The following is a 23,480-nucleotide window of genomic DNA, read 5'->3' as shown; positions in this document are numbered from 1 at the left end:
GGTCTCCCGGGTCGGGTTCTATCTCCCCAGGGTTACCCCTCCGCCGGGCCGGGGGGAAGGCCGTGCCGGGCTCGCCGTTGCCATTCCGCACCCGGGGCGGCAGTCTCGCCGCCAAAGACGAGGGGACGGACCATGATCGCACTCGACCGCCGGCACTTGCTGGCCGGCCTCGGCGCCACGCTGGCCTGGCCGGGCGGGGCCGGGGCGCAGGGCAATGCCATCCGGATCGGCGTGCTGGCCGACTTCTCCGGCCCCTACCGCGACACCTCCGGCCCCACCTCCTTCGCCTGCGCGCAGCAGGCCGTGGAAGATCTGGGCCTTGCCGTCCGCGGCATCCCGGTCGAGGTGATCCAGGGCGACCACCAGAACAAGCCCGATGTCGCCATGGCCCTTGCCCGGCAATGGATCGACCAGCGCGGCGTCGACATGATCTGCGAGGTCAACAACTCCGCCATCGCGCTGGCGCTGGCCGGGCTCGTGCAGGAGAAGAACAAGGTCCAGGTCAACAGCGGCGCCCTGAATGCGGCGATCACCGGCGAGCGCTGCTCGGCCAACACCATCCACTGGACGGCGGATACCTGGATGCTGGCCAATTCGGTTGGCCAGGCGACGGTCAGGAGCGGCGGCGACAGCTGGTACTTCATCACCGCCGACTACGCCTTCGGCCACCAGATGGAGCGGGACCTGACGCGCTTCATCGGCATCGCCGGAGGGCGCGTGCTGGGCGCGGCGCGCTTTCCCTTCCCGGGCACCTCGGATTTCTCCTCCTTCCTCGTCCAGGCCCAGGCGAGCCGCGCCAAGGTGGTCGGGCTGCTGATGGCCGGTGCCGACATGGTCAACTGCATCAAGCAGGCACGGGAATTCGGCGTGACGCGCCGGGCGCGGCTGGTCGGCACGCCGATGTTCGTCACCGACATCCACGGCATGGGCCTCGAGGTGGCGCAGGGGCTGACGGTCTGCGAGGCCTTCTACTGGGACCTCAACGACCGCACCCGCGCCTTCCTCAACCGCGTCAAGCCGAAGACGCCGACCAACACCCCGAACCAGGAACATGCCGGCACCTATTCCGGCGTGCTGCACTACCTGAAGGCGGTGGCCGATCTCGGCCTGGAGCGCGCCAAGGCAAGCGGCCTCGACGTGGTGCAGCGCATGAAGGCGATGCCGGCCGACGACGACTGCTTCGGTCCCGGCCGGGTGCGGGAGGACGGACGGAAGATCCACCCGGCCTATCTCTTCGAGGTGAAGGCGCCCGGCGAGAGCAAGGGGCCTTGGGACTACTACAAGCTCCTCGGCACCGTCGGGGCCGAGGAGGCCTTCCGCCCACTCGCCGAGGGCGGCTGCCCGCTCGTGCGGACCTGACCCCGGGCTACGGCGTCAGACCTCGACGCCGTAGATCTCCCGCGCTGCCTGGCGGGTGATGAGCCCATCCGCCACGTCGCGCCGCACCAGCGCCGGGTCCCGCTGCTTCGGGTCGCCCATGCCGCCGCCGCCCGGCAGCTTGAGCAGCAGCCGCCGGCCCTTGGGGATGACTTGGAAGCCCTTGGTACGGAGCGGCGTGCCGTTGTCGTCGTTCAGCCCGACCCAGCCGCCCGCGCCCTCGCCGCCGCCCTCGCGCCCTTTCGGCGGGTTGGCAACGCGGTCGAAGATGGCGTTAACGGCGAATTCCGCATCGCCCTTGGCGCCGATCTCCATCACCTGGCCGAAGCCGCCCCGGGTACGGCCGGGCCCGGCCGAGTCCGGCCGCAGCTCCTTCCGCCAGAAGATCACCGGCGCGACATTCTCCGTCGCCTCCACCGGCATGGTGCGGACGCCGCTCGGGAAGGCGATGCCGTCCAGCCCGTCCTTCACCGGCCGCGCGCCGGTGCCGCCGGAGTTGAAGGTGATGATCTCGAAATCCTCGACCTCCGCCGCCTGGCCGGAGACCTGGCTGCCGCCCCTAAGCGGCGGGTTCCACAGCGCCGAGGACCCCTCGGCATTGACGCGGTCCGGCACCGCCTGGTGCAGGCAGCCCATCATTAGGTCCGGCAGCAACTGTCCGACGACATGGCGGACGGAGACCGGATAGGGTCGCGGCGCATTGAGGATGCAGCCCTCCGGGATCACCATGTGGAAGGGGCTGAGCGAGGCCCAGTTGTTCGGGATCTCGGGCGCCACGACGCATTTGATCCCGAAGCAGGAATAGGCCCGGCAATAGGCCGGCGGGACATTGATCCCGCGCGTCGAGAGGCCGGAGGTTCCGGCATAGTCGACGGTGATCCGATCCTGCTCGATGGTCATCGCCGCCTGCAGCGTGACCTCGAACTCATAGCCGTCCGACTTGATCTGCCCGCCATAGGTGCCCTGCGGCAACTTGCGGATCTCCTCCAGCGTCGCGTGCAGCGAGCTCTCGAAGATGTACTCGGCGAGAGGGTCGATGCTCTCCATGCCGAACTCGTCCATCATCTCGACGAGCCGCTTGGCGCCGGCATCGTTGCAGGCGCAGAGGGAGTAGACATCGCCCTCCAGCTCCACCGGCGTGCGGCTGCCGGCGCGGAGGAAGTCGAAGAAGGTCTCGTTCGGCCGCCCCCGGTCGAAGCACTTCACGATCGGGATGTAGAGCCCTTCCTCGAAGACGCTCCGCCCCTCCGGCCCCATGCCGAGCCCGCCGATATCGATGATATGCGCGGTGTTGGCGAAGAGCCCGACGATCTTGCCGCCCCGGAAGGCCGGCGTGACTACGGTGAGGTCGTGCAGGTGCCCAGTGCCGAGCCAGGGATCGTTGGTGATGTAGTGGTCGCCCGGCTGCATCGTCTCGGCGGGGAATTTCGCCAGGAAATGCCCGACCGATTCCATCATCGAGTTCACATGGCCCGGCGTCCCCGTCACCGCCTGGGCCAACATGCGGCCCTGGAGGTCGAAGATGCCGGCCGAGAGGTCCCCCGCCTCGCGCACCGTGGTGCTGAAGGCGGTGCGGATCATGGTCTGCGCCTGTTCCTCGACCACCGCGATGAGGCGGTTCCACTGGATCTGGCGCTGGATGGTTGCGAGAGCCCCGGTTTCCTTCATGGTCACGCCTCCTGCACCAGATCGAGATAGCCGAGCCCATCCATCCGGCATGTCCAGCCGCGCCCCACCAGCGTGCTGGTCTCCGCCTCCGCCACGATGCAGGGGCCGCGCAGCGTGGCGCCCGGCGCCATGGCCTCGCGATCATAGACCGCCCAATCCTCCACCTCGCCCGTCGCCGTGTCGCGCACCGCTTGGTGGCGGATCGGGGAGGGGACGGGGGCATCCAGGACCTCGGCGGCCGGCTCCACCGGCTCCACCAGCGTCGCCACGGTGACGGCGAAGCTCATGATCTCCACATCGCTGCCGGGCACCGGGCGGTCGTAGAAGCGGGAATATTCCTGGTCATAGAGGGCGCGGATCGCCGGCACATCATCGGCCGTCAGATTGCGCGAGGGCAGCGCGACGGCGATCTCATGCCCCTGCCCGACATAGCGCATATAGGCGATGCGGCTTTCGGTCGTCGGTGCGCCGAAGCTGCCCTCCGCCACCACCCGCGCCGCCTCCGCCGCCATGCCGGCGAGCAGCGCATTCACCGCCGCGACGTCGAATGACGCAAATCGCTGGTAGAGGCTCTTCACCACCTCATAGGCGACCGGCGCGCGGAGGAAGCCGATGGCGCTGCCGACGCCGGCCCCGCTCGGCACCAGCAGCCGCTTCACCCCGATCTTCTCGGCGACGCGGTAGCCATGGACGGGGCCGCCGCCGCCGAAGGCGATGATGGTCCGCCCGCCGAAGCCCTTGCCGCTCTCGATCGCATGGACGCGGGCGGCGTTCGACATGTTCTCGTCGACCATCTCGACAACGCCGAGCGCCGCCATCTCGGCCGACAGCCCGAGCCGCCCGCCGACGGCCGATGCCAGTGCATCCCGTGCGGGCTCCGGGTGCAGGCGCAGGTTGCCGCCGGCAAATAGTGCCGGGTCGTAGCGCCCGAGGGTGAGGTTGGCATCCGTCACCGCGGGCTTCGTGCCGCCGCGCCCGTAGCAGGCCGGCCCGGGATCCGCCCCCGCGCTCTCCGGCCCGACGGTGATCCGCCCCATGCTATCGACCGCCGCGATGGAGCCGCCGCCGGCGCCGATCTCCACCATCTCGATCACCGGGATGCGCAGCGGCAGGCCAGAGCCCTTCTTGAACCGTCCGACCCGTGCCACCTCGAAAGTGCGGCTCGCCTGGGGCTGGTAGCCATCGATCAGGCAGATCTTGGCCGTGGTACCGCCCATGTCGAAGGAGAGCACCTCCTTCAGCCCGCGCTGCCGCGCCACATGGGCGGAGAAGATGGCGCCGCCCGCCGGGCCGCTCTCCACCAGCCGGATCGGGAAGCGCGCCGCCGTCTCGAGCGAGGTCAGCCCGCCGCCCGAGAGCATCATGAAGAGCGGGCAGGCGAGCCCCGCCTCGCGCAAGCCGACCTCCAGCCGGTGCAGGTAGCTCGCCATCAGCGGCTGCACATAGGCATTGGCGACGGTGGTGGAAAAGCGCTCCCACTCCCGCATCTCCGGCGAGACCTCGGAGGAGAGCGAGACCCGCACCTCCGGCCAGAGCCGGTGGACGATTTCGGCCGCCTGCCGCTCATGCGCCGGATTGACGAAGCCGTGGAGGAAGCCGATGGCAACCGCCTCGATCCCTTCCTCCCGCATGAAAGCGACATGCCGCTCGACGGCGGCCGCATCGAGCGGCACGAGGACCTTGCCGGTATTGTCCAGCCGCTCCGGGACGGGCAGCCGCCAGCGGCGCGGCACCAGCGGCTGCGGCAGCTCGATATTCAGGTCGTACTGGTCGTAGCGGCTCTCATTGCCGAGGGCGAGGACGTCGCGGAACCCCTCCGTCGTCAGCAGCGCGGTCTTCGCTCCCTTGCGCTCGATGACGGCATTGGTGGCGAGCGTCGTGCCATGGATGACGAGGGCGATGTCGGAAGGCCGCAGCGCCGCGCGCTCGAGCACAGCGCGCACCCCCTCCAGCACGCCCCGCTCCGGCGCCGCCGGAGTGGTCAGCACCTTGGCGGTCCAGCGTCCCTCCTCGGTCTCGACGGCGAGGTCGGTGAAGGTGCCGCCGATATCGACGGCCAGCTTTGCGCTCAAGAGCCATACTCCGCTGCGAAGCGCTGCGTCACCGCACACGCCTTCTCGAAATCCTCCATTCGCATGGCCTCGTGCGGATTGTGGCTGCCATTCTGGTTGCGGACGAAGAGCATCCCCGCTGGGATGCCGGCATTGGCGAAGGCGCCTGCGTCATGCCCTCCGCCCGAGGCCATCACCTTGGCCGGGATGCCGAGCGCCGCGGCCGCGCGCCGCAGCCCCTCCTGCACGCCGGCATCCATCAGCGCCGGCGTGCTGCCGCCCTCGGCGCCGAGTTCGAAGCGCACGCCGCGCCGCGCCTCGATCTCCGCCACCTTGTTGTGCAGCACCTCGAAGAGCCGGTCGCAGTTGCGCAGGTCGGTGCTGCGCACATCCAGCATGAAGCTCGCCTCGCCGGCGATCTTGGTGAAGCCGGCCTCGGCCGTGGTCGCCAGGGTGCAGAAGGTGCAGACCATGGCGCGCCCCTCCGCATCCATCCGGCACCAGGCCTCGTCGAGGGCGACAGCCAGCTCGGCGAGGGCGATGGCCGCGTCCCGCCGGTACTTCCGCGGCGTGCCGCCGGAGTGGTTGTACTCACCGATCACCCGCGCCGCCCGCAGCCGCCGGCTGCCGGGGATGCCGGTGACGATGCCGACCGGGATCTCCTCGGCATCCAGCACCGGCCCCTGCTCGATGTGGACCTCGAGATAGGCGGCGACGTTGTCCGGCCCCAGCACCCGCTCGCCGCGCTCGACGAAGCCGGGGTCGAACCCCTCCTCCCGCATGTGGTCGGCAAGCGGGCGGCCATTGTCCATCCGCTTCACCGCGAGCTCCGCCGGCGCCAGCATCCCCAGCGCGCCGCGGCTGCCAGGATAGCTGGTCGGGAACCAGGCCCCCGCCTCTTCCGCGCGGATCGCCATGACGGTGACGTCCCGCGCCGGGACGAAGCCCGCCCGCTTCATCCCCGCCACGGCGGCGAGCCCGGCCAGCACCCCCGCCGCGCCGTCGTAGTTGCCGCCCTGCGGCACGCTGTCGAGATGGCTGCCGAGGATAACCCGCTTCGCCCCCCGGTCCGCCCCCGCCAGCGTCATGTAGAGGTTGCCGACCGGGTCGGCCCGCGTCTCCATCCCCAGCGCCTCCGCCGCATCCTTGACCAGCGCATGCGCCATCCGCTCGCCGGGCCCATAGGCCTCGCGGGTGACGCCGACGCCGTCGAAACTCCGCGCCCGCAATTCGGCGAAGAGCCGGTCGGCCAGGTCCACATCCGGGGTCAGGTTCGGCAGCATCCACGCACTCCTTCGCGCCGCCAGAATGCAAGACCTGAGCCGCGCTCCCTTGGGGCCCCCGCGGCGCCGCACAGCGGTGCCGTGGGGATAATCACTGGGGCCCCCACGGCGCCGCGCAACGGCATTGTGGGGATTATCAATGGGGGTCCCGCCGCGCTGCGCAGCGGCGTCGTCGGGAGTATCAGACCATCCCCCGCACCCGGCCGCCATCCACCCGGATCATGCTGCCGGTGATGTAGGCCCCGCGCTCGCTGGCGAGGAAGGCGCCCATCGGCCCGTAATCGGCAGGCGTACCGAGCCGCCCGGCCGGGATCTCGGCGGCCGCCTCGGCCAGCGCCTCCTCGAGGGAGATGTTCTTCTGCTTCGCCCGCGCCGTGCTGGTCTGCGTCACCCGATCCGTCTGGATGGTGCCTGGGGCGAGGACGTTCATCGTCACCCCATCTTTCGCCACCTCGCCCGAGAGCGTCTTCAGCCAGCCCCAGATCGAGGCGCGCAGCGTGTTGGAGAGCGCGAGCGTCGGGATCGGGTGCTGCATCCCCGTGCTGCCGACGACGATGACACGCCCCCAGCCCCGCTCCCGCATCGCCGGCAGCAGCCGGTTGGTGATGCGAATGGGCGAGACGACGATGTGCTGGAACCACTCCAGCAGCGCGTCCTCGGTGATCTGGCTGGCGGTGCAGGGCGGCGGCCCGCCATGGTTCAGGACGAGGATGTCGACGCCCCCCATGGCCGCGACGGCGCCGTCCGCCAGCCGGTCCATGTCGGCGGAGGAGGCGACATCGGCGACGATCCCGCTGGCCGAGGGGGCGCCCGCCGCCTTCAGCGCCGCTGCCGCCTCGTCCAGCCGCCCCTGGTCGCGCCCGCTGATGACGACCGCAGCGCCCTCCGCCGCCAGCGCATCGGCGATGGAGCGGCCGAGCCCCTTGGTGCCGCCCATGACCAGAGCCCGGCGGCCCTTCAACCCGAGATCCATGCGTCCCGCTCCCTTGCATTGGGGGTCCCCGCAAAGCCGCGAAGCGGCTTCGTGGGGAATTGCCATCCTGTCGCGCGACCCTGCCTTTGGCCGCCCCGGCTGGCAAGACGCCGCCCCGATGCTAAGACGGGCCCAACCGAGGAGACGTCCCCCATGCCGAAGCCCGTCCTGCTGGTCACCCGCAAGCTGCCCGATGCCATCGAGGCCCGCGCCGCCCGCGACTACGACGCCCGGCTGAACCCGGGGGACGAGGGCTGGGCCACCGACGGCGCCGAGATCGCCCGCCGGGCAGGGGAGGTGGGCGCCGCCGGCATCCTCGGCGCCGCCGGCGACGCGCTGGGCGCCGCCTGCATCAACGCCCTGCCGGAGAGCGTGAAGGTCATCGCCACCTTCAGCGTCGGCACCGACCATATCGACCTCGCCGCCGCCCGCGCCCGCGGCATCGCCGTGGTCAACACGCCGGAGGTGCTGAGCTTCGCCACGGCAGAGTGCGCCTTCACCCTGATGCTGATGGCCGCCCGCCGCGCCGGCGAGGGCGAGCGCCTCGTGCGCGCCGGGCAGTGGAAGGGCTGGGCCCCGACCCAGCTCATGGGCGTGACGCTGGAGGGGAAGAAGCTCGGCATCCTCGGCTTCGGCCGCATCGGGCGGGAGCTGGCGGCGATGGCCCGCGGCTTCCGCATGGAGATCCACTACCGCGACATCCAGAAGCTCCCCCCCGAGCTGGAGCAGGGCGCCATCTACCACGACAACGAGGACGGCTTCCTCGGCACCATCGACATCCTCTCGATGCATGTCCCGGGGGGCGAGGCCAACCGCCATTGGCTGAACGCCGCCCGCATCGCCAAGATGAAGAAGGGGGCGCTGGTGGTGAACAGCGGCCGCGGCGTCTCCGTCCATGACGAGTCGCTGATCGCCGCACTCAAGTCGGGCCATATCCGCGCCGCCGGCCTCGACGTCTATGACGGCGAGCCGCGCGTGAATCCCGGCTACCTGACGCTCGAGAACGTCGCCCTGCTGCCGCATCTCGGCAGCGCCACGATCGAGGTGCGGGACGCCATGGGCAACCGCGCGCTCGAGAACCTCGACGCCGTGCTGCTGAAGGGCACCGAGCCGCCGCACCGCGTCGCCTGAGGCCGCCTCAGCCGCGCCCCGGCAGGGGCCCGGGCCGGCCGAAATGCCAGCCCTGGCCCAGCTCCACCCCGAGCTCGCGCATCACCGCCGCATTCGCTTCCGTCTCGATCTGCTCGGCGACCACGGCGGCGCCGAGCCCATGCGCCAGGTCCACCATGGCGGCGATGATGGCCCGGTCCTTGTCGCTGCGCCGCGCGTGCCGGCCATAGGCGCCGTCGATCTTCACGTAGTCGACGCGCAGCAGGCGCAGGTAGCGGAAGCTCGCCGCGCCCGAGCCGAAATCGTCGATGCAGAGCGGCAGGCCGCGGGCGCGTAGGGCGCCGACGCTTCGCAGCACCGCCCAGTCGAGCTCCGCCGACAGCCCGAGCGCCTCCGCCAGCAGGACGAATTGCTGCGGGTCCTGCGGCGCCTCGCCGCCCGGCTACGGCCGGATCAGCGCCTCGTGGTGATGCGCCTCGCCGGTGGAGAGGGCGACGATGGGCTGGAAAGCGAGGCGGAAGCGGCTTTCGGCGATCGCCCGGCGCAGTCCCGCGGCACGCGCATAGGCATGGGTGACGAAGCCGTTCAGCTCATGGTCGAACCCCGCCTCCGACACCGCTGCCACGCCGCCGCGGCCGAAGGTGGAGAGGGCGTAGCGCAGCGCCCGGGTCGCCTGCATCGGCGTCAGCCCAGGCGCTTCGAGCGGCAGGCTGGCCGCGTTGACCGAGGCCGCATGCCCGGCCTCCTGGAGCAGGCCCTCCAGCTTCCGCCCGAGCGCGCCGACCTCCAGCCCCTGCCCGATGACGCCATAGCGCCCCTGGCTCAGCGCCGTGGCCAGGGTGCTGGCCGGCAGGGCTTCCGTCAGGTGCTCGTCGATCATGGCGGCGGCTTCGGGCCTTGCCGCCTCGATCTCGATCAGGCCGAGGCTGCCCGTCCCGCCATCCGTCTCCAGGCTGCGGCGGACTTCCGCGGCGTCGGCCAGCGCCGGCCGCGCGGCCCCCTGCGGGGCGGCGGCGATGGTGAGGCAGATGTTGCGGCTCTCGTGCCGGGGCCGGCGCAGCCCGCCGATGGAGACCCGGGTGCCCGCGGCATCGTTCAGGCGGAAGGCCGTCGGCGCCATCCGGTCCCGGCCGAGGAGCAGGCTGAAACCGGTATCGAAGGCAGCGCGGTCAGCGAGGGCCACCAGCTCCCGCACCGGGCGGCCGAGCCAGGCCTCGGGAGGCTGGCCGAGCCGGCTCTGGAAGGCGCCGGCGGCGAAGGCGACGCGGCCCTCGGGCGTCACCTCCACCAGCAGCTCGGCCGCGGCGAGGGCGAAGGTCAGGAAGAGCTCCCGATCCATCGCCCGGCGGGAATCGGCAGGGGTGATGGGCTCGGCGCCGTCGGGCATCAATCAGGGCGCTCCCCATCCTCGGTTCATGCCCGAGGATGGATCAGCCGCGTTAAGCCCTGGTGAATCAGGCCGCCAGCGCGGCCTCGCCATCGAGGGTCGCGGCGGTCGCATGCACCACGGCGGCGATGCGGACGGCGGACTGGATGGTCTCCTTCGAGACGCCGTGCTGCAGCAGCGTCTTCTCATGCGCCTCCATGCACATGCCGCAGCCGTTGATGGCGGAGACGGCGAGCGACCAGAGCTCGAAATCCACCTTCTCCACGCCCGGCTTCGCCATAACGTTCATCCGCAGCCGAGCCGGCATGGTGTTGTAGTCGCCGACGACCAGGTGGGTGAAGCGGTAGTAGATGTTGTTCATCCCCATGATCGAGGCCGCGGCCTTGGCGGCGGTCAGCGCCTCGGCGCTCAGCTTCGGGCCGAACTCGGCGAGGATGTCGCGGATCACGTCAGGGTTGCGGGAGGCAAGCGCCGAGACGACGAAGGTGCCGGCGCGCTGCTGCTCGGTCAGCACCGGCTCGGTCGAGAGGCTGCCGAGGTTGAGCTTCTGGTCCTTGGCGTAGTCAGGCAGGCGGTTGCGCAGGGCTTCCAGCGACATGGCTTGGCTCCTTCCGGATCGATTTTTGGGGGTGGGTGGAGCGGACCGCGGCCGGTCCGTTCGGCGCACCCTTTCCTTGGCAGGAAAGGGTAGGCGAGGGGGGCCTTGCCCCCCTCGGCCGGATCAAGCCGCCTTGTTGAACAGCTTCTGAGCGTCGAGGGCCTCCTGGCCCTTGGTCCAGTTGCAGGGGCAGAGCTCGTCGGTCTGCAGCGCGTCGAGCACGCGCAGCACTTCCTGCGGGTTGCGGCCGACATTGAGGCCGTTCACCGAGGCCCACTGGATGGTGCCGTCGGGGTCGACGATGAAGGTCGCGCGCAGCGCCACGCCCTCCTCCTTGTGGAGGATGCCGAGCGCCTCGGAGAGCTCGCGCTTGACGTCGGCCAGCATCGGGATCTCGAGGTTCTTGATGTCCTCGTTGTAGACGCGCCAGTTCAGGTGGACGAACTCGCTGTCGGTCGAGACGCCGTAGAGGACGGCGTCACGGTCGGCGAACTCGCCGGCCAGCTTGCCGAAGGCCGCGATCTCGGTCGGGCAGATGAAGGTGAAGTCCTTCGGCCAGAAGAAGACGATCTTCCACTTGCCGGCATCGGTCTGGGAGTTGATCTCGGTGAAGGACTTGCCGGGGCCGCCAAGGCCCTCGGGGCCGGCCTTCACGGCGGTCAGGGCGAAGGACGGAAACTTGTCGCCGACGGTCAGCATGCAGGAAATCCCCTAGGAATGTGGCCAGCGCCATAAACGGAGCCGAATGGGTGGCGCCTTCAGGCACGGTCCCGCTTATGACGCAGCGCAGCATTTCGGTCCAATGAATAGTTTTTGGAATTTCGATTGACGTAGTCGATCGAATCGACCATCTCTTGCCCATGCTGTCCCTCCCCAGCCCCCAGCAGCTCCGCTACCTGCTTGCCCTCGCCGACCATGGCCATTTCGGCAGGGCAGCAACCTTCTGCGCGGTGACGCAATCGACCCTCTCGGCCGGCATCATCGCGCTCGAGCGGCAGCTCGATGCCCATCTGCTGGAGCGCGGCTCCGCCAAGCGCCCGGTCTTCACCCCGCTCGGGCTGGAAGTGGTCGGCCGCGCCCGCACCGCCCTCTCGGCGCTGGAGGCGGTGGCGGAGACGGTGGCCGCAGCGCGGGACCCGCTCTCCGGCCCGCTGCGCTTCGGCGTCATCCCGACCATCGGCCCCTTCCTGCTGCCGCGGTTGATGCCGGCCTTGCGCCAGGCCTTTCCCCGCCTCCGCCTCTGGCTGCGGGAGGATCAGACGGACCGCCTGGTGGCCCAGCTCGAAGCCGGGCGGCTTGACCTGCTGCTGCTCGCGCTCCCCTGCGCCTGCGGCGAGATGGAGACGCTGCCGATCGCGGCCGACCCCTTCCTCGCCGCGCTGCCCGCCGGCCATCGGCTCGCGGCGAAGCAGCGGGTGCCGGTCGCCGCCCTCGGCGCGGAGCGGCTGCTCCTGCTGGAGGATGGGCATTGCCTTCGCAACCATGCACTCGATGCCTGCGGCCTGCCGCGCGGCGTGCTGCCAGCCGAGGACGGAGTCGCCGCCACCTCGCTCCATACCCTCGTGCAGATGGTCGCCGGCGGCCTCGGCGTGACCCTGCTGCCGCAGCTTGCCCTCGAGGGCGGCGTGCTGGCCGGCGCCGCGGTCGAGATCCGCCTGCTGGAGCAGGAGGGCGGCGCACCGCCGAGCCGCAGCCTGGCGCTGGCCTGGCGCCCGCGCAGCCCGCGCGCGGCGGAGTTCCGCGGCCTCGCCCCGGCCATTGCGGCGGCGCTGCAAGCGTCCTAACCCTGTCGGCAAGGGATGGGAACGAACGACATGGACGGGCTGACCGCGGAACAGGTGCGCCTGCGCGACCGGGCGCAGGAGGTGGCGCAGGAGGCCGCCGCCCAGGCCGCCACCACCGACCGTACGGAACAATACCCCTGGCCCATGGTCCGCCGCATGCAGGAGGCCGGGCTGATGGGCCTGACCATTCCGCGCGAATGGGGCGGGCCGGGCCTTTCCTACTTCGATGCAGTGCTGGTGATCGAGGAGCTTTCGGCCGCCTGCGCCGTCTGCGGCCGAATCGCGGTCGAGAGCAACATGGGCGCGTTGGGCGCCGTCATGGCCTATGGCAGCCCGGAGCAGCGCCGCCTCGCCGCCGGGCTGGTGCTCGGGGGCGACAAGCCGGCCATCTGCATCACCGAGCCCGAGGCCGGCTCCGCCGCCACCGAGATGACGACGCGCGCCGTCCGCCGCGGCGACGGCTGGGTGATCGATGGGGTGAAGCACTGGATCACCGGCGGCGGCATCTCCCGCCTGCACCTCATCTTCGCCCGCGCCTTCGAGGAGGGGCGGGACCTCGGCATCGGCGGGTTCCTCGTGGTGCGGGAGGGGGAGCGGGACCCGCCCGGCCTCGTCATCCATCGCCGCATCCCTTCGATGGGGCTGAAGGGCATGCCGGAGGCGGAGATCCGCTTCGAGGGGCTGGTCGTGCCGGATGCGATGGTGCTGCATCCGCCGGGCGGCTTCGCCCGCGGCTTCGGCCGGCTGATGGATGCCTATAACGGCCAGCGCGTCGGCGCGGCGACGGTCGCGCTTGGCATCGCCGCCGGGGCCTATCGCGAGGCGCTGGACTATGCCGGGCAGCGGCACCAGTTCGGCCGGCCGATCGCCGAGTTCCAGGGCGTCGGCTGGATGCTGGCCGACATGTCGATCAGGCTGGAGGCCGCCCGCGCCCTGGTCTGGCGCGCCGCGCGCAGCGCCGGGCCGGCAGGCTTCCCCGATCGGCTGGCCGCCGCCCAGGCCAAGGTGCTGGCGGCCGATACCGCCATCGAGGTCACCAACAATGCCCTCCAGCTCTGGGGCGCGGCTGGCTACAGCCGGGAGAACCCGCTGGAGCGGATGGTGCGGGATGCGCGGATGTTCGCCATCGCCGGCGGCACCGCGCAGGTGCTGCGGACCCAGGTGGCGGAGGGGATCCTCGGCCGCAAGCTGCCGCAGACGCGGGACGGCTTCCTGCGCCAGGGGGGCGGTCGCGATTGACTCGGGCAGGGGCTTCGCTTATCCCGCGCCCTCCCCGGCGGTGGCGCGAGCCCTCGCCGCAACCCCTTCGCCTTGCCAGTGAGTCCGCGTCATGAAGATCCGCAACAGCCTCAAGACCGCCAAGACGCGCGACAAGAACTGCGTGGTGGTGCGCCGCCGCGGCCGCCTCTACGTGCTGAACAAGAAGAACCCGCGCCTCAAGGCCCGCCAGGGCTAAGCACCGGCCGCAGGCCGTTCGTCAAAGGGTTCGGACCCGCCGCAGGCCTCGCCGCGGCGGGTTTTTCTGCGTCATTGCGGCTTCAGTGTCTCCGTTCCGAGCCCGCCGCCGGTGGTCCAGGTGCCGCGCAGGCTGCCATCCGGCTCTACGCCGTAGATCGCAACCCCGGGCCGGTTGTCCACCACGAAGGAGATGGCCAGCATCCCGCTCTGGATCAGGCCGAGGCCGATGATCTGCGCATTGCCGACCAGCCAGCGGGCGAGCCAGGCGCCGTTCGGCCCCTCCCGCAGCTCGAACTCGCCGTCATAGGGGGTGCCGTCGGGGTTCTGTCCCTCGACGGCATAGCGGCCCTCGCGGAGCTGGGCGAAGGCGGCAGGGGCAAGGGCGATCAGGCCGAGGGCCAGCAACAGGACGCGGCGGAGGGGCAAGGGTGGCTCCCGGAAGGAAAAGGCGGCGGAGAGTGACGCTGCGCCCCCGCCGGAGCAAGCCCGGCGCTTGCCCGATGCCACCCCGCCGCCCATTTTGCAGCCTCAGGAGGAGCCCGCGCCATGATCGAACTGCCCGCCCCCAAGCCCGACGTCATGGCCCGCCGCGACGAGATCCTGGCCGGCCTCCAGGCCGTTCTGCCCGGCGATGGCATCATCATCGAGCCGGCCCGCGTCAAGCCCTACGAGACGGACGGCCTCTCCGCCTATCGCCAGCCGCCGCTTGCCGTCGCCCTGCCGCGGACGACGGAGGAAGTCGCGGCGATCCTCGCCTTCTGCCACCGCAACGGCGTCCGCGTCGTGCCGCGCGGGGCGGGGACGAGCCTCTCCGGCGGGGCGCTGCCGCTGGCCGATTCCGTGGTGCTCGGGCTGATGCGGATGAACCGGATCCTTGAGGTGGACTACGCCAACCGCCTCGCCGTGGTGGAGGCGGGCGTCACCAATCTCGGCATCACCAACCATGTGGCGGCCGACGGCTTCTTCTACGCGCCCGACCCCTCCTCGCAGCTCGCCTGCATGATCGGCGGCAACGTCAACATGAACTCGGGCGGGGCGCATTGCCTGAAGTATGGCGTCACCGCCAACAACCTGCTTGGCCTCAAGGGCGTCACCATCGAGGGCGAGGTCTTCGAGGTGGGTGGCCGGCACCTCGATGCGGCGGGCTATGACTGGCTCGGCCTGCTCACCGGCTCCGAGGGTCAGCTTGCCGTCATCACCGAGGTGACGGTGCGCATCCTCCATGCCGCCGAGGGGCAGCGCGCCATGCTCGCCGCCTTCCGCGCCAACGAGGTCGCCGGCCAGGCGGTGGATGCGATCATCGCCTCCGGCATCATCCCCGTCGCGCTCGAATTCATGGACCGGCCGGCGATCCATGCCTGCGAGGCCTTCGCCAACGCTGGCTACCCGCTCGATGCGGAGGCGATGCTCATCATCGAGGTCGAGGGCAGCACGGAGGAGCAGGACATGCTGCTCGGCCGGCTGAAGGAGATCTGCGAGCGGTTCGACCCGATCAGCCTCAAGGTCGCCGAGACGGCGGAGCAGTCGCTCGCCATCTGGAAGGGGCGGAAGGGGGCCTTCGGTGCGGTCGGGCGCATCTCGCCCGACTATCTCTGCATGGACGGCACCATCCCGACGGGACAGCTGCCCTTCGTGCTGAAGCGCATCGGCGAGATGTCGGCGAGCTACGGCTTGCAGGTGGCGAACATCTTCCATGCGGGCGACGGCAACCTCCACCCGCTCATCATGTTCGACGCCAACGACCCGAAGAGCTTCCACGATGCCGAGCAATTCGGCGCCGACATCCTGACCCTCTGCGTCGAGGTCGGCGGCTGCCTCACCGGCGAGCATGGCGTCGGCGTTGAGAAGCGGGACCTGATGCCGGTGCAGTTCACGCCCTTCGAGCTGCAGCAGATGCGGGCGCTGAAGGCCGCCTTCGATCCGCAATGGCTGCTGAACCCGGCCAAGGTCTTCCCGCTGGCGGACAACCCGGTGCTGCGGCAGGCGGCATGACCTCGCTCATCGCGCCCGCCGACGAGGCGGGGGTCTCCGCCGCGGTCGCCGCGGCGGCCGGCGCGGGCGAGCCGCTGGCGATCGAGGGACGCGGCACCAAGCGTGCCCTGCTGCGGCCGGTGCAGGCGGCGCGCACCCTCTCGCTGCGCAACCTCTCCGGCATCACCCTCTACCGGCCGCAGGAGCTGATCCTCTCGGCCTGGGCGGGCACGCCGCTGCCGGAGATCGAGGCGGCGCTGGCCGAGCGCGGGCAGCAGGTGATCGCCGAGCCGCCCATGCTCTTCGCCATCTTCGGCGGGAGCGAGCCGCCGACGCTCGGCGGCCTCGTCGCCACCAACCTGTCCGGCCCGCGCCGCATCACCGCGGGCGCCATGCGGGACCATGTCATGGGCATCCGCGCGGTGAACGGGCTCGGCGAGGTCTTCCGCAGCGGCGGGCGGGTGCTGAAGAACGTCACCGGCCTCGATCTCTGCAAGCTGCTGACCGGGGCGCATGGCACGCTCGGCGTCATCACCGAGGTGACGCTGAAGGTGCTGCCGGCCGCCGAGCGCAGCGGCACGCTCGCCGTCACCGTGCCGGACCTGGCGACGGGGGTGCGGGTGCTCTCGGCCGGGCTCGGCAGCCCCTATGGGGTGAGCGGCGCGGCGCTGCTGCCGGGCGAGGCGCCGCGGGCCCTCCTCCGCATCGAGGAATTCGCCGAGTCCGTCGCCTACCGGCTCGGCCGGCTGCGCGAGGCGCTGGCGCGCTTCGGGGATGCCGTGGTGATCGAGGATGCGGAGAGCCGCGAGCTCTGGCGCGGCATCCGCGAGGCGGAGCCGCTGGGCGCCACGCCGGAGGATGCCGTCTGGCGCGTCTCCGTCCAGCCGACCGCGGGGCCGGGCGTGGTCGCGGCGGCGGGGCTGCCGCGGGCGCTGCTCGACTGGGGCGGCGGGCTGGTCTGGCTGGCGGGGCCGGCGACGGCCGGATCGCACCAGCGGGTGATGGCGGCGGCGCGGGAGGCGGGCGGCAGCTTCACCCTGTTCCGCGCGCCGGAGCCGCTGCGCGCCGCCCTGCCGGTGCTGCCGGAGGAGGGGCCGGTGCTCGCCGGCATCCGCGGGCGCATCCGCGCGGTGATGGATCCGAAGGGTATCCTCAACCCAGGGCGGATGTACACCGCATAGGGACGTGTCCTTGCGGGATCTTGAGCGCGGCGCGCATTCCCCGCCGCCGCGCCCCGGTGCAGGTTGCGCCCCGCCGGGGCAACGGGTCCTAAGGATTACGCAGAGTGCAGGACGACGCCGCCCTTCAATGGAACAGGATTACCCTCGAGGCCATCCGCAGCGCGGGCATCACGCCGCCCGAAGCCTCGCGCGTGCTGGCGATCGAGAGCATCGCCGTCTATGACGCCGTCGCCGCCGTCCAGCACGGCACGACCTTCCTGCCGACCGCCGCCGCGCCGGCGCATGCGGATGCCTCCGTCGCCGCCGCAGCCGCGGCCGAGGCGGCGCTGGAGGCGCTCTTCCCCACACTGAAGGCCAGCTTCCAGGCCGATCTCGCCGCACTCTCGAAGGATGCCTGCAACGCCGCCAGCCTCGACTTCGGCCACGCGGTCGGGGCAAGCGTCGCGGCGCATTATGCGAATGACGGCTGGGACAAGGCGGTGACGCTGCCGGAGCGGAGCGATGCGCCGGGCGTCTGGCAGCCGACGCCGAACCTCTACCTCCCGGCGATCAACCCGCAATGGGCGACGCTTCAGCCCTTTGCCATGACGAGCCCGGACCAGGTACGGCCGCCGCCGCCGCCCGCCCTCGACAGCGCGGCCTACCGGCAGGCGCTGCAGCAGGTGGAGGCGCTGGGCGCGGCGAACAGCACTTTGCGCACGGCGGAGCAGACCGAGATCGCCAAATTCTGGGCGGATGGCGCGGGCACCTACACGCCGCCCGGACACTGGAACGTCATCGCCGACCAGATCGCCGAGCAGCGCGGCGAAGGGCTGGCGGCGGATGCGCTGATGCTTGCCAAGCTGAACGTCGCGCTGGCCGATGCGGGGATCGCGGCCTGGGACGCTAAATTCGACTACGAGTTCTGGCGGCCGGTGACGGCGATCCGCGCGACCGAGGGCCAGCCCGACTGGCTGCCGCTGCTGCCGACGCCGGCCTTCCCCTCCTACGTCTCCGGCCATTCGACCTTCAGCGCGGCGGCGGCGGCGGTGCTCGGCTCCGTCTACGGCCAAGACGTGCCCTTCGACACCACCTCGCCGGGCATGCCGGGGGTGACGCGGCATTTCGACGGCTTCGAGGATGCGGCGAAGGAGGCGGGGATGAGCCGCATCTACGGCGGCATCCATTTCGCCTTCGACGACCAGGCGGGGCAGGCGATGGGGCGGCAGGTGGCTGCCATCGCGCTCGACGCCTTCGAGGCGGTGACGCCGGCGCCGAAGCCGGTCGACTGGAACGCGCTGGCGAAGCAGGTTGAGGCGAACCACGCGGCGACGGGCAAGTGGTTCGCCGACCCGGTGACGCCGCCCGCGCCCGCGCCCGCGCCGGTCGACTGGAACGCGCTGGCGAAGCAGGTGGAGGCGAACCATGCCGCCACCGGGCACTCGCATGCGGACCGGGTGCCCGCGCCGGGCCAGGCCGCCACCGACTGGCACGCGCTGGCGGCGCAGGTCGAGGCGCATCATGCGGCGACCGGGCAGTGGTATCTCTGAGCTGAGCCAGGTTGCCCGGCTGCGACTGCCTCAACGCTTGAAGCCGAGCGGAGCCAAGCGGTTGAACCGCCTCGCCTTCGGGGCGGCCATTGAGGAATTGAGGGTTTTAGGGAGGGGCCGGCCCGGGCCCAGGGTCCCGGATGCGGGCCGGGATTTGAAAATATTCCTATAACCCCGCCGGCAGGCCGGGGCAAGGAAGCCCGGCCTCAGCGTCCGGCGATGCGGCGCGGGCCGGCGGCGTCGACCATGGCGTGGGTGAGGGCCTGGGCCAGGCAGGCATAGCCGTGGTCGTTGTGGTGCAGCCCGTCCGGGCCGATCATTTCGCTGGCCGGCGTGCCGGCGGCGGCCCAGGCCTCCATCAGCGCGGCGCGGGAGAAGAGCGGGACCTGCAGCCGCGCGGCGGTGTCGCGGATCGCCCGGTCGAACAGCGCGAAATTCGGGGCGCTCAGGATTCGGGGGGCGCGCTGGCTGTCCATCAGCACGACATCGGCGCCGAGGCCGCGGAGGCGCCCGATGCCGTCTTCCAGCAGGGCGGCGAAGGCCTCAGGGGCCAGGCCGCGCAACACCGCATTGGCGCCGGCCTGCCAGATGACGAGGGTCGGGCGGGCCTCGATCACGTCCCGCTCCATCCGCGCCATCATCTCGGTCACGTCCTCGCCGCCGCGGCCGCGGTTCAGCACGGTGAGGCGGGCCTCGGGCAGGGCGGCGTGCAGGCCGGCCTCGAGCAGGGCGGGGTAGGTCCGGTCCGGGCCGGTGGCGCCGGCGCCCTCCGTGGAGGAGGAGCCGAAGGCGATCACCGTCACCGGCCCGCCCCGCGACAGGGTGGCGCGGGTGACGGGCAGGGACAGGCGCTGGGCCGGGGCCTTGGGGCAGGATTCCTCCGCCCGGAGCGGCGCGGGGAACAGGAGCGCCAGGCCGAGCAGGAAGGCGGGAAGGACGGCACGCATGGCCCCAGGCTGCCCCAAGCGGGGGCGGCGCGCCAGCCCCGAAACGCTGCGGCTTGCGCAGCGGACGCAAGGCAGCCATGTCTCCGCCCGGAGGTGACGATGCGGGGGCTGATCCGGGGCATGCAGCCGGTAGCGGGCAAGCCGGTCCGCGACCTTCGGGCCGATGTCTTCCGGGGCATCGCCCTCTGGTTCATCCTCATCGACCACATCCCGGGCAACCGGCTCGGCGAGCTCACGCTCCGCAACGCCGCCCTCTGCGACGCAACCGAGGCCTTCGTGCTGCTCGCCGGCTATGCCGCAGGGCTCGCCTATGGCGCGACGCTCGACCGGCGGGGCTGGCCCTTCGCGGCGGCGGCGCTGCTCAGGCGCGTCGGCACGCTCTATGTGGCGCATATCTTCCTCTTCGTCGTCTTCACCGCCCAGGTCGGCTATTCCGCCGCGGCGCTCGAGAGCACGGCCTATCTGGACGAGATGCATCTCGACGTGTTCGGTGAGCAGCCCTACCTCGCCCTGCTCCAGGCCCTGCTGCTGCGGTTCCAGCCGGCCTTCCTCGACATCCTGCCGCTCTACATCGTGCTGCTGCTGCTGCTGGTGCCGGTGCTGCCGCTGCTGCGCCGGCCCTGGCTGCTGATGGGGCTCTCGGCCGCCGGCTATGTCGGAGTGCGGCTGCTCGACATCAACCTGCCGAACTGGACGGGAGGCGGATGGTTCTTCAACCCGCTGGCCTGGCAGGTGCTGTTCGTCACCGGCGCGCTGCTCGGCTATGCGCCGCGGCGGCGGGGGCCGGCGCCGGCGGTGCCCTTCCACCCGCTGCTGATCGCGGCGGCCGTCGTGGTGCTGGTGCTCGGGCTCGGCGTGGTGCTGCTCGGGGATTACGGGCAGCTCTGGCTGGCGGCGCTGCCGCAGCCGCTGGCCGACCTGCTGACGACCATCGACAAGACGGGGCTGCACCCCTTCCGGCTGCTCTCCATCCTGGCGCTTGCCTATCTGGTCGGGCATGCGGTGCCGCGCGGGGCGCACTGGCTGCGGGGCCGGCTGGCGGCGCCCTTCGTGCTGATGGGCCAGCACGGGCTGCCGGTCTTCTGCGCCGGGATCTTCCTTGCCTTCCTCGGGCGGCTGGCGCTCGAGCAGGACGATGGCTGGGCGATGCAGGCGGCGGTGAACCTGGCGGGGCTGGCGGCGCTGGTCTCGATCGGGGTGGTCGGCGCCTGGTACCGGATGCGGGAGCGGGGCGAAATGCCGCATCATGCAACGAATCCGGCGCCTGTCGACTTGCGGGCGCCGGCTGGCTCTTCTACGAAAGCATCATGACCCTCAGCGCCGGCCGCGTCCTGCTGCTGCTTGGCCTGCTGCTGGCCCCGCCTGCGGCGAGGGCCGGCGGCATGGCCTGCGACGCGCCGCCGGAACTGCTCTCCGCCAATGCGGCGCTGCCGGCGACGGCGCGGGCGGCGGGCGAGGGGACCCTCCGGATCCTTGTCGTCGGCAGCGCCTCGGTGCTGGGGCCGGGGACGAGCGGGCCGGAAGCCGCCTGGCCGGCGCGGCTGGAGGCGCTGATCCGCGCCCGGGTGCCGCGGCTGCAGCTCGAGATGGTGACGCGGGGCGGGCGCGGCATCACCACGGCGGAGTCGGCGGCGGTCATCGCGGCCGAGCTGGCGCGGGTGCCCTTCAACCTGGTGCTGTGGCAGACCGGGGCGACCGAGGCGATCCGCGGCCTCGACCTCGACGAGATGGTCACGGAGCTGAACGAGGGCCTCGGCCAGATCGTTGCGGCGGGGGCGGATGCGGTGCTGATGGACCAGCAATTCTCCCGCTTCCTCCGCGCCAATGCCAATGTCGATGCCTACCGGGATGCGCTCCGGCTGACAGCGGCGGCGCATGGCGTGCCGGTGCTGCGGCGGTGGGACCTAATGCAGGCCTGGGCGGAGGCCGACATCGTCGATGTCGAGCGGGCCGGGCGGCATGAGCGGGTGGCGGCGACGGACAAGCTCAACGACTGCCTGGCGCAGGCGATGCAGCTGCTGATCCGCGACGGGGTGACCGAGGCCAGGGGGCGGCCGGGACAGCGATAGGCCGGCCGGGCGATGGCGCCCGCGTAACCTCAGCGCCCGGCGGGGCGAAGCGCCTCGATCCCCGGGGACGAGGCGAGGCCGATGGCGACGACGACCGACACTGCAGGCGCCGCTGCGATCCGGCCGGTGAGGCGGGACGACCTCCCCGCGCTGGAATCGATGATCGCCGCGACCGGGCTCTTCCCGCCTGAGATGCTGGCCGGCATGCTCGATGCGCATCTCCGCGGCGCGGCCGGCGAGGTCTGGCTGACCGCGCTCGCGGGGGCGACGGTCGCCTATGCCGCGCCGGAGCGCATGACGGAGGGGACCTGGAACATGCTGCTGATCGCGGTCCATCCCGACCGGCAGCGGGCCGGGCTCGGGACGGCGCTGGTCGCGGCGGTGGAGCGGGCGGTGGCGGCGCAGGGCGGGCGGCTGCTCCTCGTCGAGACCTCGGGCCTGCTGGATTTCGAGGGCACCCGCGCCTTCTACCGCAGCCAGGGCTATGAGCGGGAGGCGCTGATCCGCGACTTCTTCCGGGCCGGCGAGGACAAGGTGGTGTTCCGGAAGGCGCTCGCCCGGCCCGGCCCGGGTTGACGCTGGCGCGGCGGTTCGGCCGCCGCGCCGCATACGATGCCGCGACAGGCGGCGCCCCGGCGCCCGGCGCCCTATTCGCCCGGGCCGGCGGCAGCCTATATTCGGGCGATGCAAACCCATTTCTCGACGGAGCAATTGCGGGACCCGGATACCCGCGAAAGCAACGGCATCCTCCGCACCTGCGTCCATTGCGGCTTCTGCACCGCCACCTGCCCGACCTTCCTGCTGCTGGGCGACGAGCTCGACAGCCCGCGCGGGCGCATCTACCTGATCAAGGACATGCTGGAGGGCGGCAAGCCCGCGACGGAGGAGGTGGTGCGGCATGTCGACCGCTGCCTCTCCTGCCTGTCCTGCATGACGACCTGCCCGTCCGGCGTGCACTACATGCACCTCGTCGACCATGCGCGGCGCTACATCGAGGAGACCTATGACCGGCCCTGGCACGAGCGGGCGCTGCGGCGGGTGCTCAGCGGGGTGCTGCCTTATCCGAAGCGGTTCCGGGCGGCGCTGACCGGGGCGCGGCTGGGGCGGGGCGTCGCCGGGCTGATCCCGGGGCGGCACGTGCTGGCGCAGCGGCTACGGGCGATGCTGCGGCTGGCGCCCGGCGCGCTGCCGCCGCCGAGCCCGATGCAGGCACCGCAGGTGCATCGCGCGGTCGGCGAGCGGCGCGGGCGCGTCGCGCTGCTGACCGGCTGCGCGCAGCAGGTGCTCGCCCCGTCCATCAACGAGGCGACGATCCGCCTGCTGACCCGGATGGGGGTCGAGGTGGTCATCACCCGGGAGCAGGGCTGCTGTGGGGCGCTCGACCACCATATGGGCCAGCACGACCCGGCGATGCGGCTGGTGCGGGCCAACATCGCCGCCTGGGGCCGGGAGATCGACGGCGAGGGGCTGGACGGCATCGTTATCAACACCTCCGGCTGCGGGACAACGGTGAAGGACTACGGCTTCATGTTCCGGGAGGAGCCGGAGGCGGAGCGGGCGGCGGAGGTCGCCGCGCTGGCCATGGATGTCTCCGAGGCGCTGGTGAAATTCGGCTACCTGCCAAGCCGGGAGCCGCCGGGGCTGACGGTCGCCTATCACGCGGCCTGCTCGCTGCAGCATGGGCAGCGGGTGACGGCGGCGCCCAAGCAGCTGCTGGCACGGGCGGGCTTCACGGTGAAGGAGCCTGCCGAGCCGCATATCTGCTGCGGCAGCGCGGGCACCTACAACCTCCTGCAGCCGGAGATCGCGGCGCAGCTCCGCGACCGCAAGCTCGGCAATCTGGACCGGACGGGGGCGGACCTGATCGCGGCGGGAAATATCGGCTGCCTGACCCAGCTCGCCGGGGACCGGATGCCGGTGGTGCATACCGTCGAGCTGCTGGACTGGATGGCGGGCGGGCCGGCGCCGCCGGCGGTGGCGCAGCGCGCCGCGTGATCCCGGCGCGCCAGAGCGGTTTCCGTTCGCATAGGCTCACGGAACCCGCTCTAGCAGCCTGTCGGATTCCCAACGGGCCTGATATCGGCGAATCTGTTC

General features: G+C 71.6%; 22 protein-coding genes. 12 read left to right on the top strand and 10 right to left on the bottom strand.

The features are described from left to right. Positions 1–132: 132 nt before the first annotated feature. Positions 133–1,359, top strand: a complete 1,227-nt coding sequence (locus AC5JJ1_RS13715; RefSeq protein ID WP_495785664.1) for an ABC transporter substrate-binding protein — start codon at positions 133–135, stop codon at positions 1,357–1,359. A gap of 15 nt (positions 1,360–1,374) precedes the next feature. Here AC5JJ1_RS13715 and AC5JJ1_RS13710 read toward each other — a convergent pair whose 3' ends face one another. The 4 genes from AC5JJ1_RS13710 to AC5JJ1_RS13695 form a co-directional block, all read right to left on the bottom strand. Then, complete coding sequence (locus AC5JJ1_RS13710) at positions 1,375–3,045, bottom strand: hydantoinase B/oxoprolinase family protein (RefSeq protein ID WP_495785663.1); 1,671 nt, start codon at positions 3,043–3,045, stop codon at positions 1,375–1,377. Between the two features lie 2 nt (positions 3,046–3,047). Then, positions 3,048–5,117, bottom strand: coding sequence for a hydantoinase/oxoprolinase family protein (locus AC5JJ1_RS13705; protein WP_495785662.1), 2,070 nt, complete (start codon positions 5,115–5,117; stop codon positions 3,048–3,050). Beyond that, positions 5,114–6,379, bottom strand: a complete 1,266-nt coding sequence (locus tag AC5JJ1_RS13700; RefSeq protein ID WP_495785661.1) for a hydantoinase/carbamoylase family amidase — start codon at positions 6,377–6,379, stop codon at positions 5,114–5,116. Before AC5JJ1_RS13700 ends, AC5JJ1_RS13705 begins: the two co-directional genes overlap by 4 nt. A 181-nt stretch (positions 6,380–6,560) precedes the next feature. Next, a complete protein-coding gene (locus AC5JJ1_RS13695; RefSeq protein ID WP_495785660.1) occupies positions 6,561–7,352 on the bottom strand; it encodes an SDR family oxidoreductase in 792 nt (263 codons plus the stop codon). A gap of 153 nt (positions 7,353–7,505) precedes the next feature. Here AC5JJ1_RS13695 and AC5JJ1_RS13690 point away from each other — a divergent pair, with 153 nt between their 5' ends. Continuing rightward, positions 7,506–8,483 carry a 2-hydroxyacid dehydrogenase gene (locus AC5JJ1_RS13690; RefSeq protein ID WP_495785659.1) on the top strand — a complete coding sequence of 326 codons (978 nt, stop codon included), beginning with the start codon at positions 7,506–7,508 and terminating at the stop codon, positions 8,481–8,483. A gap of 7 nt (positions 8,484–8,490) precedes the next feature. Here AC5JJ1_RS13690 and AC5JJ1_RS13685 read toward each other — a convergent pair whose 3' ends face one another. The 4 genes from AC5JJ1_RS13685 to AC5JJ1_RS13670 all read right to left on the bottom strand — a co-directional run bounded on the left by AC5JJ1_RS13685 (position 8,491) and on the right by AC5JJ1_RS13670 (position 11,146). Next, a complete protein-coding gene (locus AC5JJ1_RS13685) occupies positions 8,491–8,820 on the bottom strand; it encodes an EAL domain-containing protein (protein ID WP_495785658.1) in 330 nt (109 codons plus the stop codon). 84 nt (positions 8,821–8,904) lie between these two features. After that, complete coding sequence (locus tag AC5JJ1_RS13680) at positions 8,905–9,849, bottom strand: hypothetical protein (protein WP_495785657.1); 945 nt, start codon at positions 9,847–9,849, stop codon at positions 8,905–8,907. Positions 9,850–9,916: 67 nt separating this feature from the next. Continuing rightward, positions 9,917–10,447 carry an alkylhydroperoxidase, AhpD family gene (gene ahpD, locus AC5JJ1_RS13675; RefSeq protein ID WP_495785656.1) on the bottom strand — a complete coding sequence of 177 codons (531 nt, stop codon included), beginning with the start codon at positions 10,445–10,447 and terminating at the stop codon, positions 9,917–9,919. A gap of 123 nt (positions 10,448–10,570) precedes the next feature. Further along, positions 10,571–11,146, bottom strand: coding sequence for a peroxiredoxin (locus AC5JJ1_RS13670; protein WP_495785655.1), 576 nt, complete (start codon positions 11,144–11,146; stop codon positions 10,571–10,573). Positions 11,147–11,307: 161 nt separating this feature from the next. On the opposite strand from AC5JJ1_RS13670, the gene AC5JJ1_RS13665 reads away from it, so the two are divergent. The 3 genes from AC5JJ1_RS13665 (at position 11,308) to ykgO (ending at position 13,687) form a co-directional block, all read left to right on the top strand. Further along, a complete protein-coding gene (locus AC5JJ1_RS13665; protein ID WP_495785654.1) occupies positions 11,308–12,231 on the top strand; it encodes a hydrogen peroxide-inducible genes activator in 924 nt (307 codons plus the stop codon). 30 nt (positions 12,232–12,261) lie between these two features. Further along, entirely contained in the window at positions 12,262–13,470 is a 1,209-nt protein-coding gene (gene acdA, locus AC5JJ1_RS13660) for a 3-sulfinopropanoyl-CoA desulfinase (RefSeq protein ID WP_495785653.1), read from the top strand. 91 nt (positions 13,471–13,561) lie between these two features. Beyond that, positions 13,562–13,687 carry a type B 50S ribosomal protein L36 gene (ykgO, locus tag AC5JJ1_RS13655; RefSeq protein WP_043337704.1) on the top strand — a complete coding sequence of 42 codons (126 nt, stop codon included), beginning with the start codon at positions 13,562–13,564 and terminating at the stop codon, positions 13,685–13,687. 71 nt (positions 13,688–13,758) lie between these two features. Here ykgO and AC5JJ1_RS13650 read toward each other — a convergent pair whose 3' ends face one another. Further along, positions 13,759–14,115, bottom strand: a complete 357-nt coding sequence (locus AC5JJ1_RS13650) for a hypothetical protein (RefSeq protein WP_495785652.1) — start codon at positions 14,113–14,115, stop codon at positions 13,759–13,761. A gap of 120 nt (positions 14,116–14,235) precedes the next feature. Between AC5JJ1_RS13650 and AC5JJ1_RS13645 the strand changes: the two genes are divergently transcribed. From AC5JJ1_RS13645 to AC5JJ1_RS13635, 3 genes are all read left to right on the top strand, one after another. After that, entirely contained in the window at positions 14,236–15,681 is a 1,446-nt protein-coding gene (locus AC5JJ1_RS13645; protein WP_495785651.1) for an FAD-linked oxidase C-terminal domain-containing protein, read from the top strand. Continuing rightward, the gene (locus AC5JJ1_RS13640) at positions 15,678–16,841 is read left to right on the top strand and encodes an FAD-binding protein (RefSeq protein ID WP_495785650.1); all 1,164 of its coding nucleotides are present in this window, start codon (positions 15,678–15,680) and stop codon (positions 16,839–16,841) included. The genes AC5JJ1_RS13645 and AC5JJ1_RS13640 overlap by 4 nt, the downstream gene beginning before the upstream one ends. A gap of 104 nt (positions 16,842–16,945) precedes the next feature. Beyond that, a complete protein-coding gene (locus tag AC5JJ1_RS13635) occupies positions 16,946–18,370 on the top strand; it encodes a vanadium-dependent haloperoxidase (protein WP_495785649.1) in 1,425 nt (474 codons plus the stop codon). 206 nt (positions 18,371–18,576) lie between these two features. Here AC5JJ1_RS13635 and AC5JJ1_RS13630 read toward each other — a convergent pair whose 3' ends face one another. Next, on the bottom strand, positions 18,577–19,317 hold the full coding sequence (locus tag AC5JJ1_RS13630) for an SGNH/GDSL hydrolase family protein (RefSeq protein ID WP_495785648.1): 741 nt from the start codon (positions 19,315–19,317) through the stop codon (positions 18,577–18,579). A gap of 99 nt (positions 19,318–19,416) precedes the next feature. Between AC5JJ1_RS13630 and AC5JJ1_RS13625 the strand changes: the two genes are divergently transcribed. The 4 genes from AC5JJ1_RS13625 to glcF all read left to right on the top strand — a co-directional run bounded on the left by AC5JJ1_RS13625 (position 19,417) and on the right by glcF (position 23,381). Then, positions 19,417–20,628: an OpgC family protein gene (locus tag AC5JJ1_RS13625; RefSeq protein ID WP_495785647.1), complete on the top strand. Its 1,212-nt coding sequence runs from the start codon at positions 19,417–19,419 to the stop codon at positions 20,626–20,628. Continuing rightward, the gene (locus tag AC5JJ1_RS13620; protein ID WP_495785646.1) at positions 20,625–21,386 is read left to right on the top strand and encodes an SGNH/GDSL hydrolase family protein; all 762 of its coding nucleotides are present in this window, start codon (positions 20,625–20,627) and stop codon (positions 21,384–21,386) included. Before AC5JJ1_RS13625 ends, AC5JJ1_RS13620 begins: the two co-directional genes overlap by 4 nt. An 81-nt stretch (positions 21,387–21,467) precedes the next feature. Then, on the top strand, positions 21,468–21,962 hold the full coding sequence (locus tag AC5JJ1_RS13615; protein WP_495785645.1) for a GNAT family N-acetyltransferase: 495 nt from the start codon (positions 21,468–21,470) through the stop codon (positions 21,960–21,962). A gap of 108 nt (positions 21,963–22,070) precedes the next feature. After that, positions 22,071–23,381 carry a glycolate oxidase subunit GlcF gene (glcF, locus tag AC5JJ1_RS13610; RefSeq protein ID WP_495785644.1) on the top strand — a complete coding sequence of 437 codons (1,311 nt, stop codon included), beginning with the start codon at positions 22,071–22,073 and terminating at the stop codon, positions 23,379–23,381. Positions 23,382–23,480: the final 99 nt, after the last annotated feature.

The sequence above is a fragment of the Belnapia sp. genome (assembly GCF_059504005.1).
The sequence above is the reverse complement of the archived record's forward strand: the minus strand, read 5'-3'. Positions and strand labels throughout refer to the sequence as shown.

Bases quoted from the DNA above. Each gene is read 5' to 3' on its own strand.
- AC5JJ1_RS13715 (WP_495785664.1), top strand. From the start codon at position 133: ATGATCGCACTCGACCGCCGGCACTTGCTGGCCGGCCTCGGCGCCACG.
- AC5JJ1_RS13710 (WP_495785663.1), bottom strand. From the start codon at position 3,045: ATGAAGGAAACCGGGGCTCTCGCAACCATCCAGCGCCAGATCCAGTGG.
- AC5JJ1_RS13700 (WP_495785661.1), bottom strand. From the start codon at position 6,379: ATGCTGCCGAACCTGACCCCGGATGTGGACCTGGCCGACCGGCTCTTC.
- AC5JJ1_RS13695 (WP_495785660.1), bottom strand. From the start codon at position 7,352: ATGGATCTCGGGTTGAAGGGCCGCCGGGCTCTGGTCATGGGCGGCACC.
- AC5JJ1_RS13690 (WP_495785659.1), top strand. From the start codon at position 7,506: ATGCCGAAGCCCGTCCTGCTGGTCACCCGCAAGCTGCCCGATGCCATC.
- AC5JJ1_RS13680 (WP_495785657.1), bottom strand. From the start codon at position 9,849: ATGCCCGACGGCGCCGAGCCCATCACCCCTGCCGATTCCCGCCGGGCG.
- ahpD (WP_495785656.1), bottom strand. From the start codon at position 10,447: ATGTCGCTGGAAGCCCTGCGCAACCGCCTGCCTGACTACGCCAAGGAC.
- AC5JJ1_RS13670 (WP_495785655.1), bottom strand. From the start codon at position 11,146: ATGCTGACCGTCGGCGACAAGTTTCCGTCCTTCGCCCTGACCGCCGTG.
- AC5JJ1_RS13665 (WP_495785654.1), top strand. From the start codon at position 11,308: ATGCTGTCCCTCCCCAGCCCCCAGCAGCTCCGCTACCTGCTTGCCCTC.
- acdA (WP_495785653.1), top strand. From the start codon at position 12,262: ATGGACGGGCTGACCGCGGAACAGGTGCGCCTGCGCGACCGGGCGCAG.
- ykgO (WP_043337704.1), top strand. From the start codon at position 13,562: ATGAAGATCCGCAACAGCCTCAAGACCGCCAAGACGCGCGACAAGAAC.
- AC5JJ1_RS13645 (WP_495785651.1), top strand. From the start codon at position 14,236: ATGATCGAACTGCCCGCCCCCAAGCCCGACGTCATGGCCCGCCGCGAC.
- AC5JJ1_RS13640 (WP_495785650.1), top strand. From the start codon at position 15,678: ATGACCTCGCTCATCGCGCCCGCCGACGAGGCGGGGGTCTCCGCCGCG.
- AC5JJ1_RS13630 (WP_495785648.1), bottom strand. From the start codon at position 19,317: ATGCGTGCCGTCCTTCCCGCCTTCCTGCTCGGCCTGGCGCTCCTGTTC.
- AC5JJ1_RS13625 (WP_495785647.1), top strand. From the start codon at position 19,417: ATGCGGGGGCTGATCCGGGGCATGCAGCCGGTAGCGGGCAAGCCGGTC.
- AC5JJ1_RS13620 (WP_495785646.1), top strand. From the start codon at position 20,625: ATGACCCTCAGCGCCGGCCGCGTCCTGCTGCTGCTTGGCCTGCTGCTG.
- AC5JJ1_RS13615 (WP_495785645.1), top strand. From the start codon at position 21,468: ATGGCGACGACGACCGACACTGCAGGCGCCGCTGCGATCCGGCCGGTG.
- glcF (WP_495785644.1), top strand. From the start codon at position 22,071: ATGCAAACCCATTTCTCGACGGAGCAATTGCGGGACCCGGATACCCGC.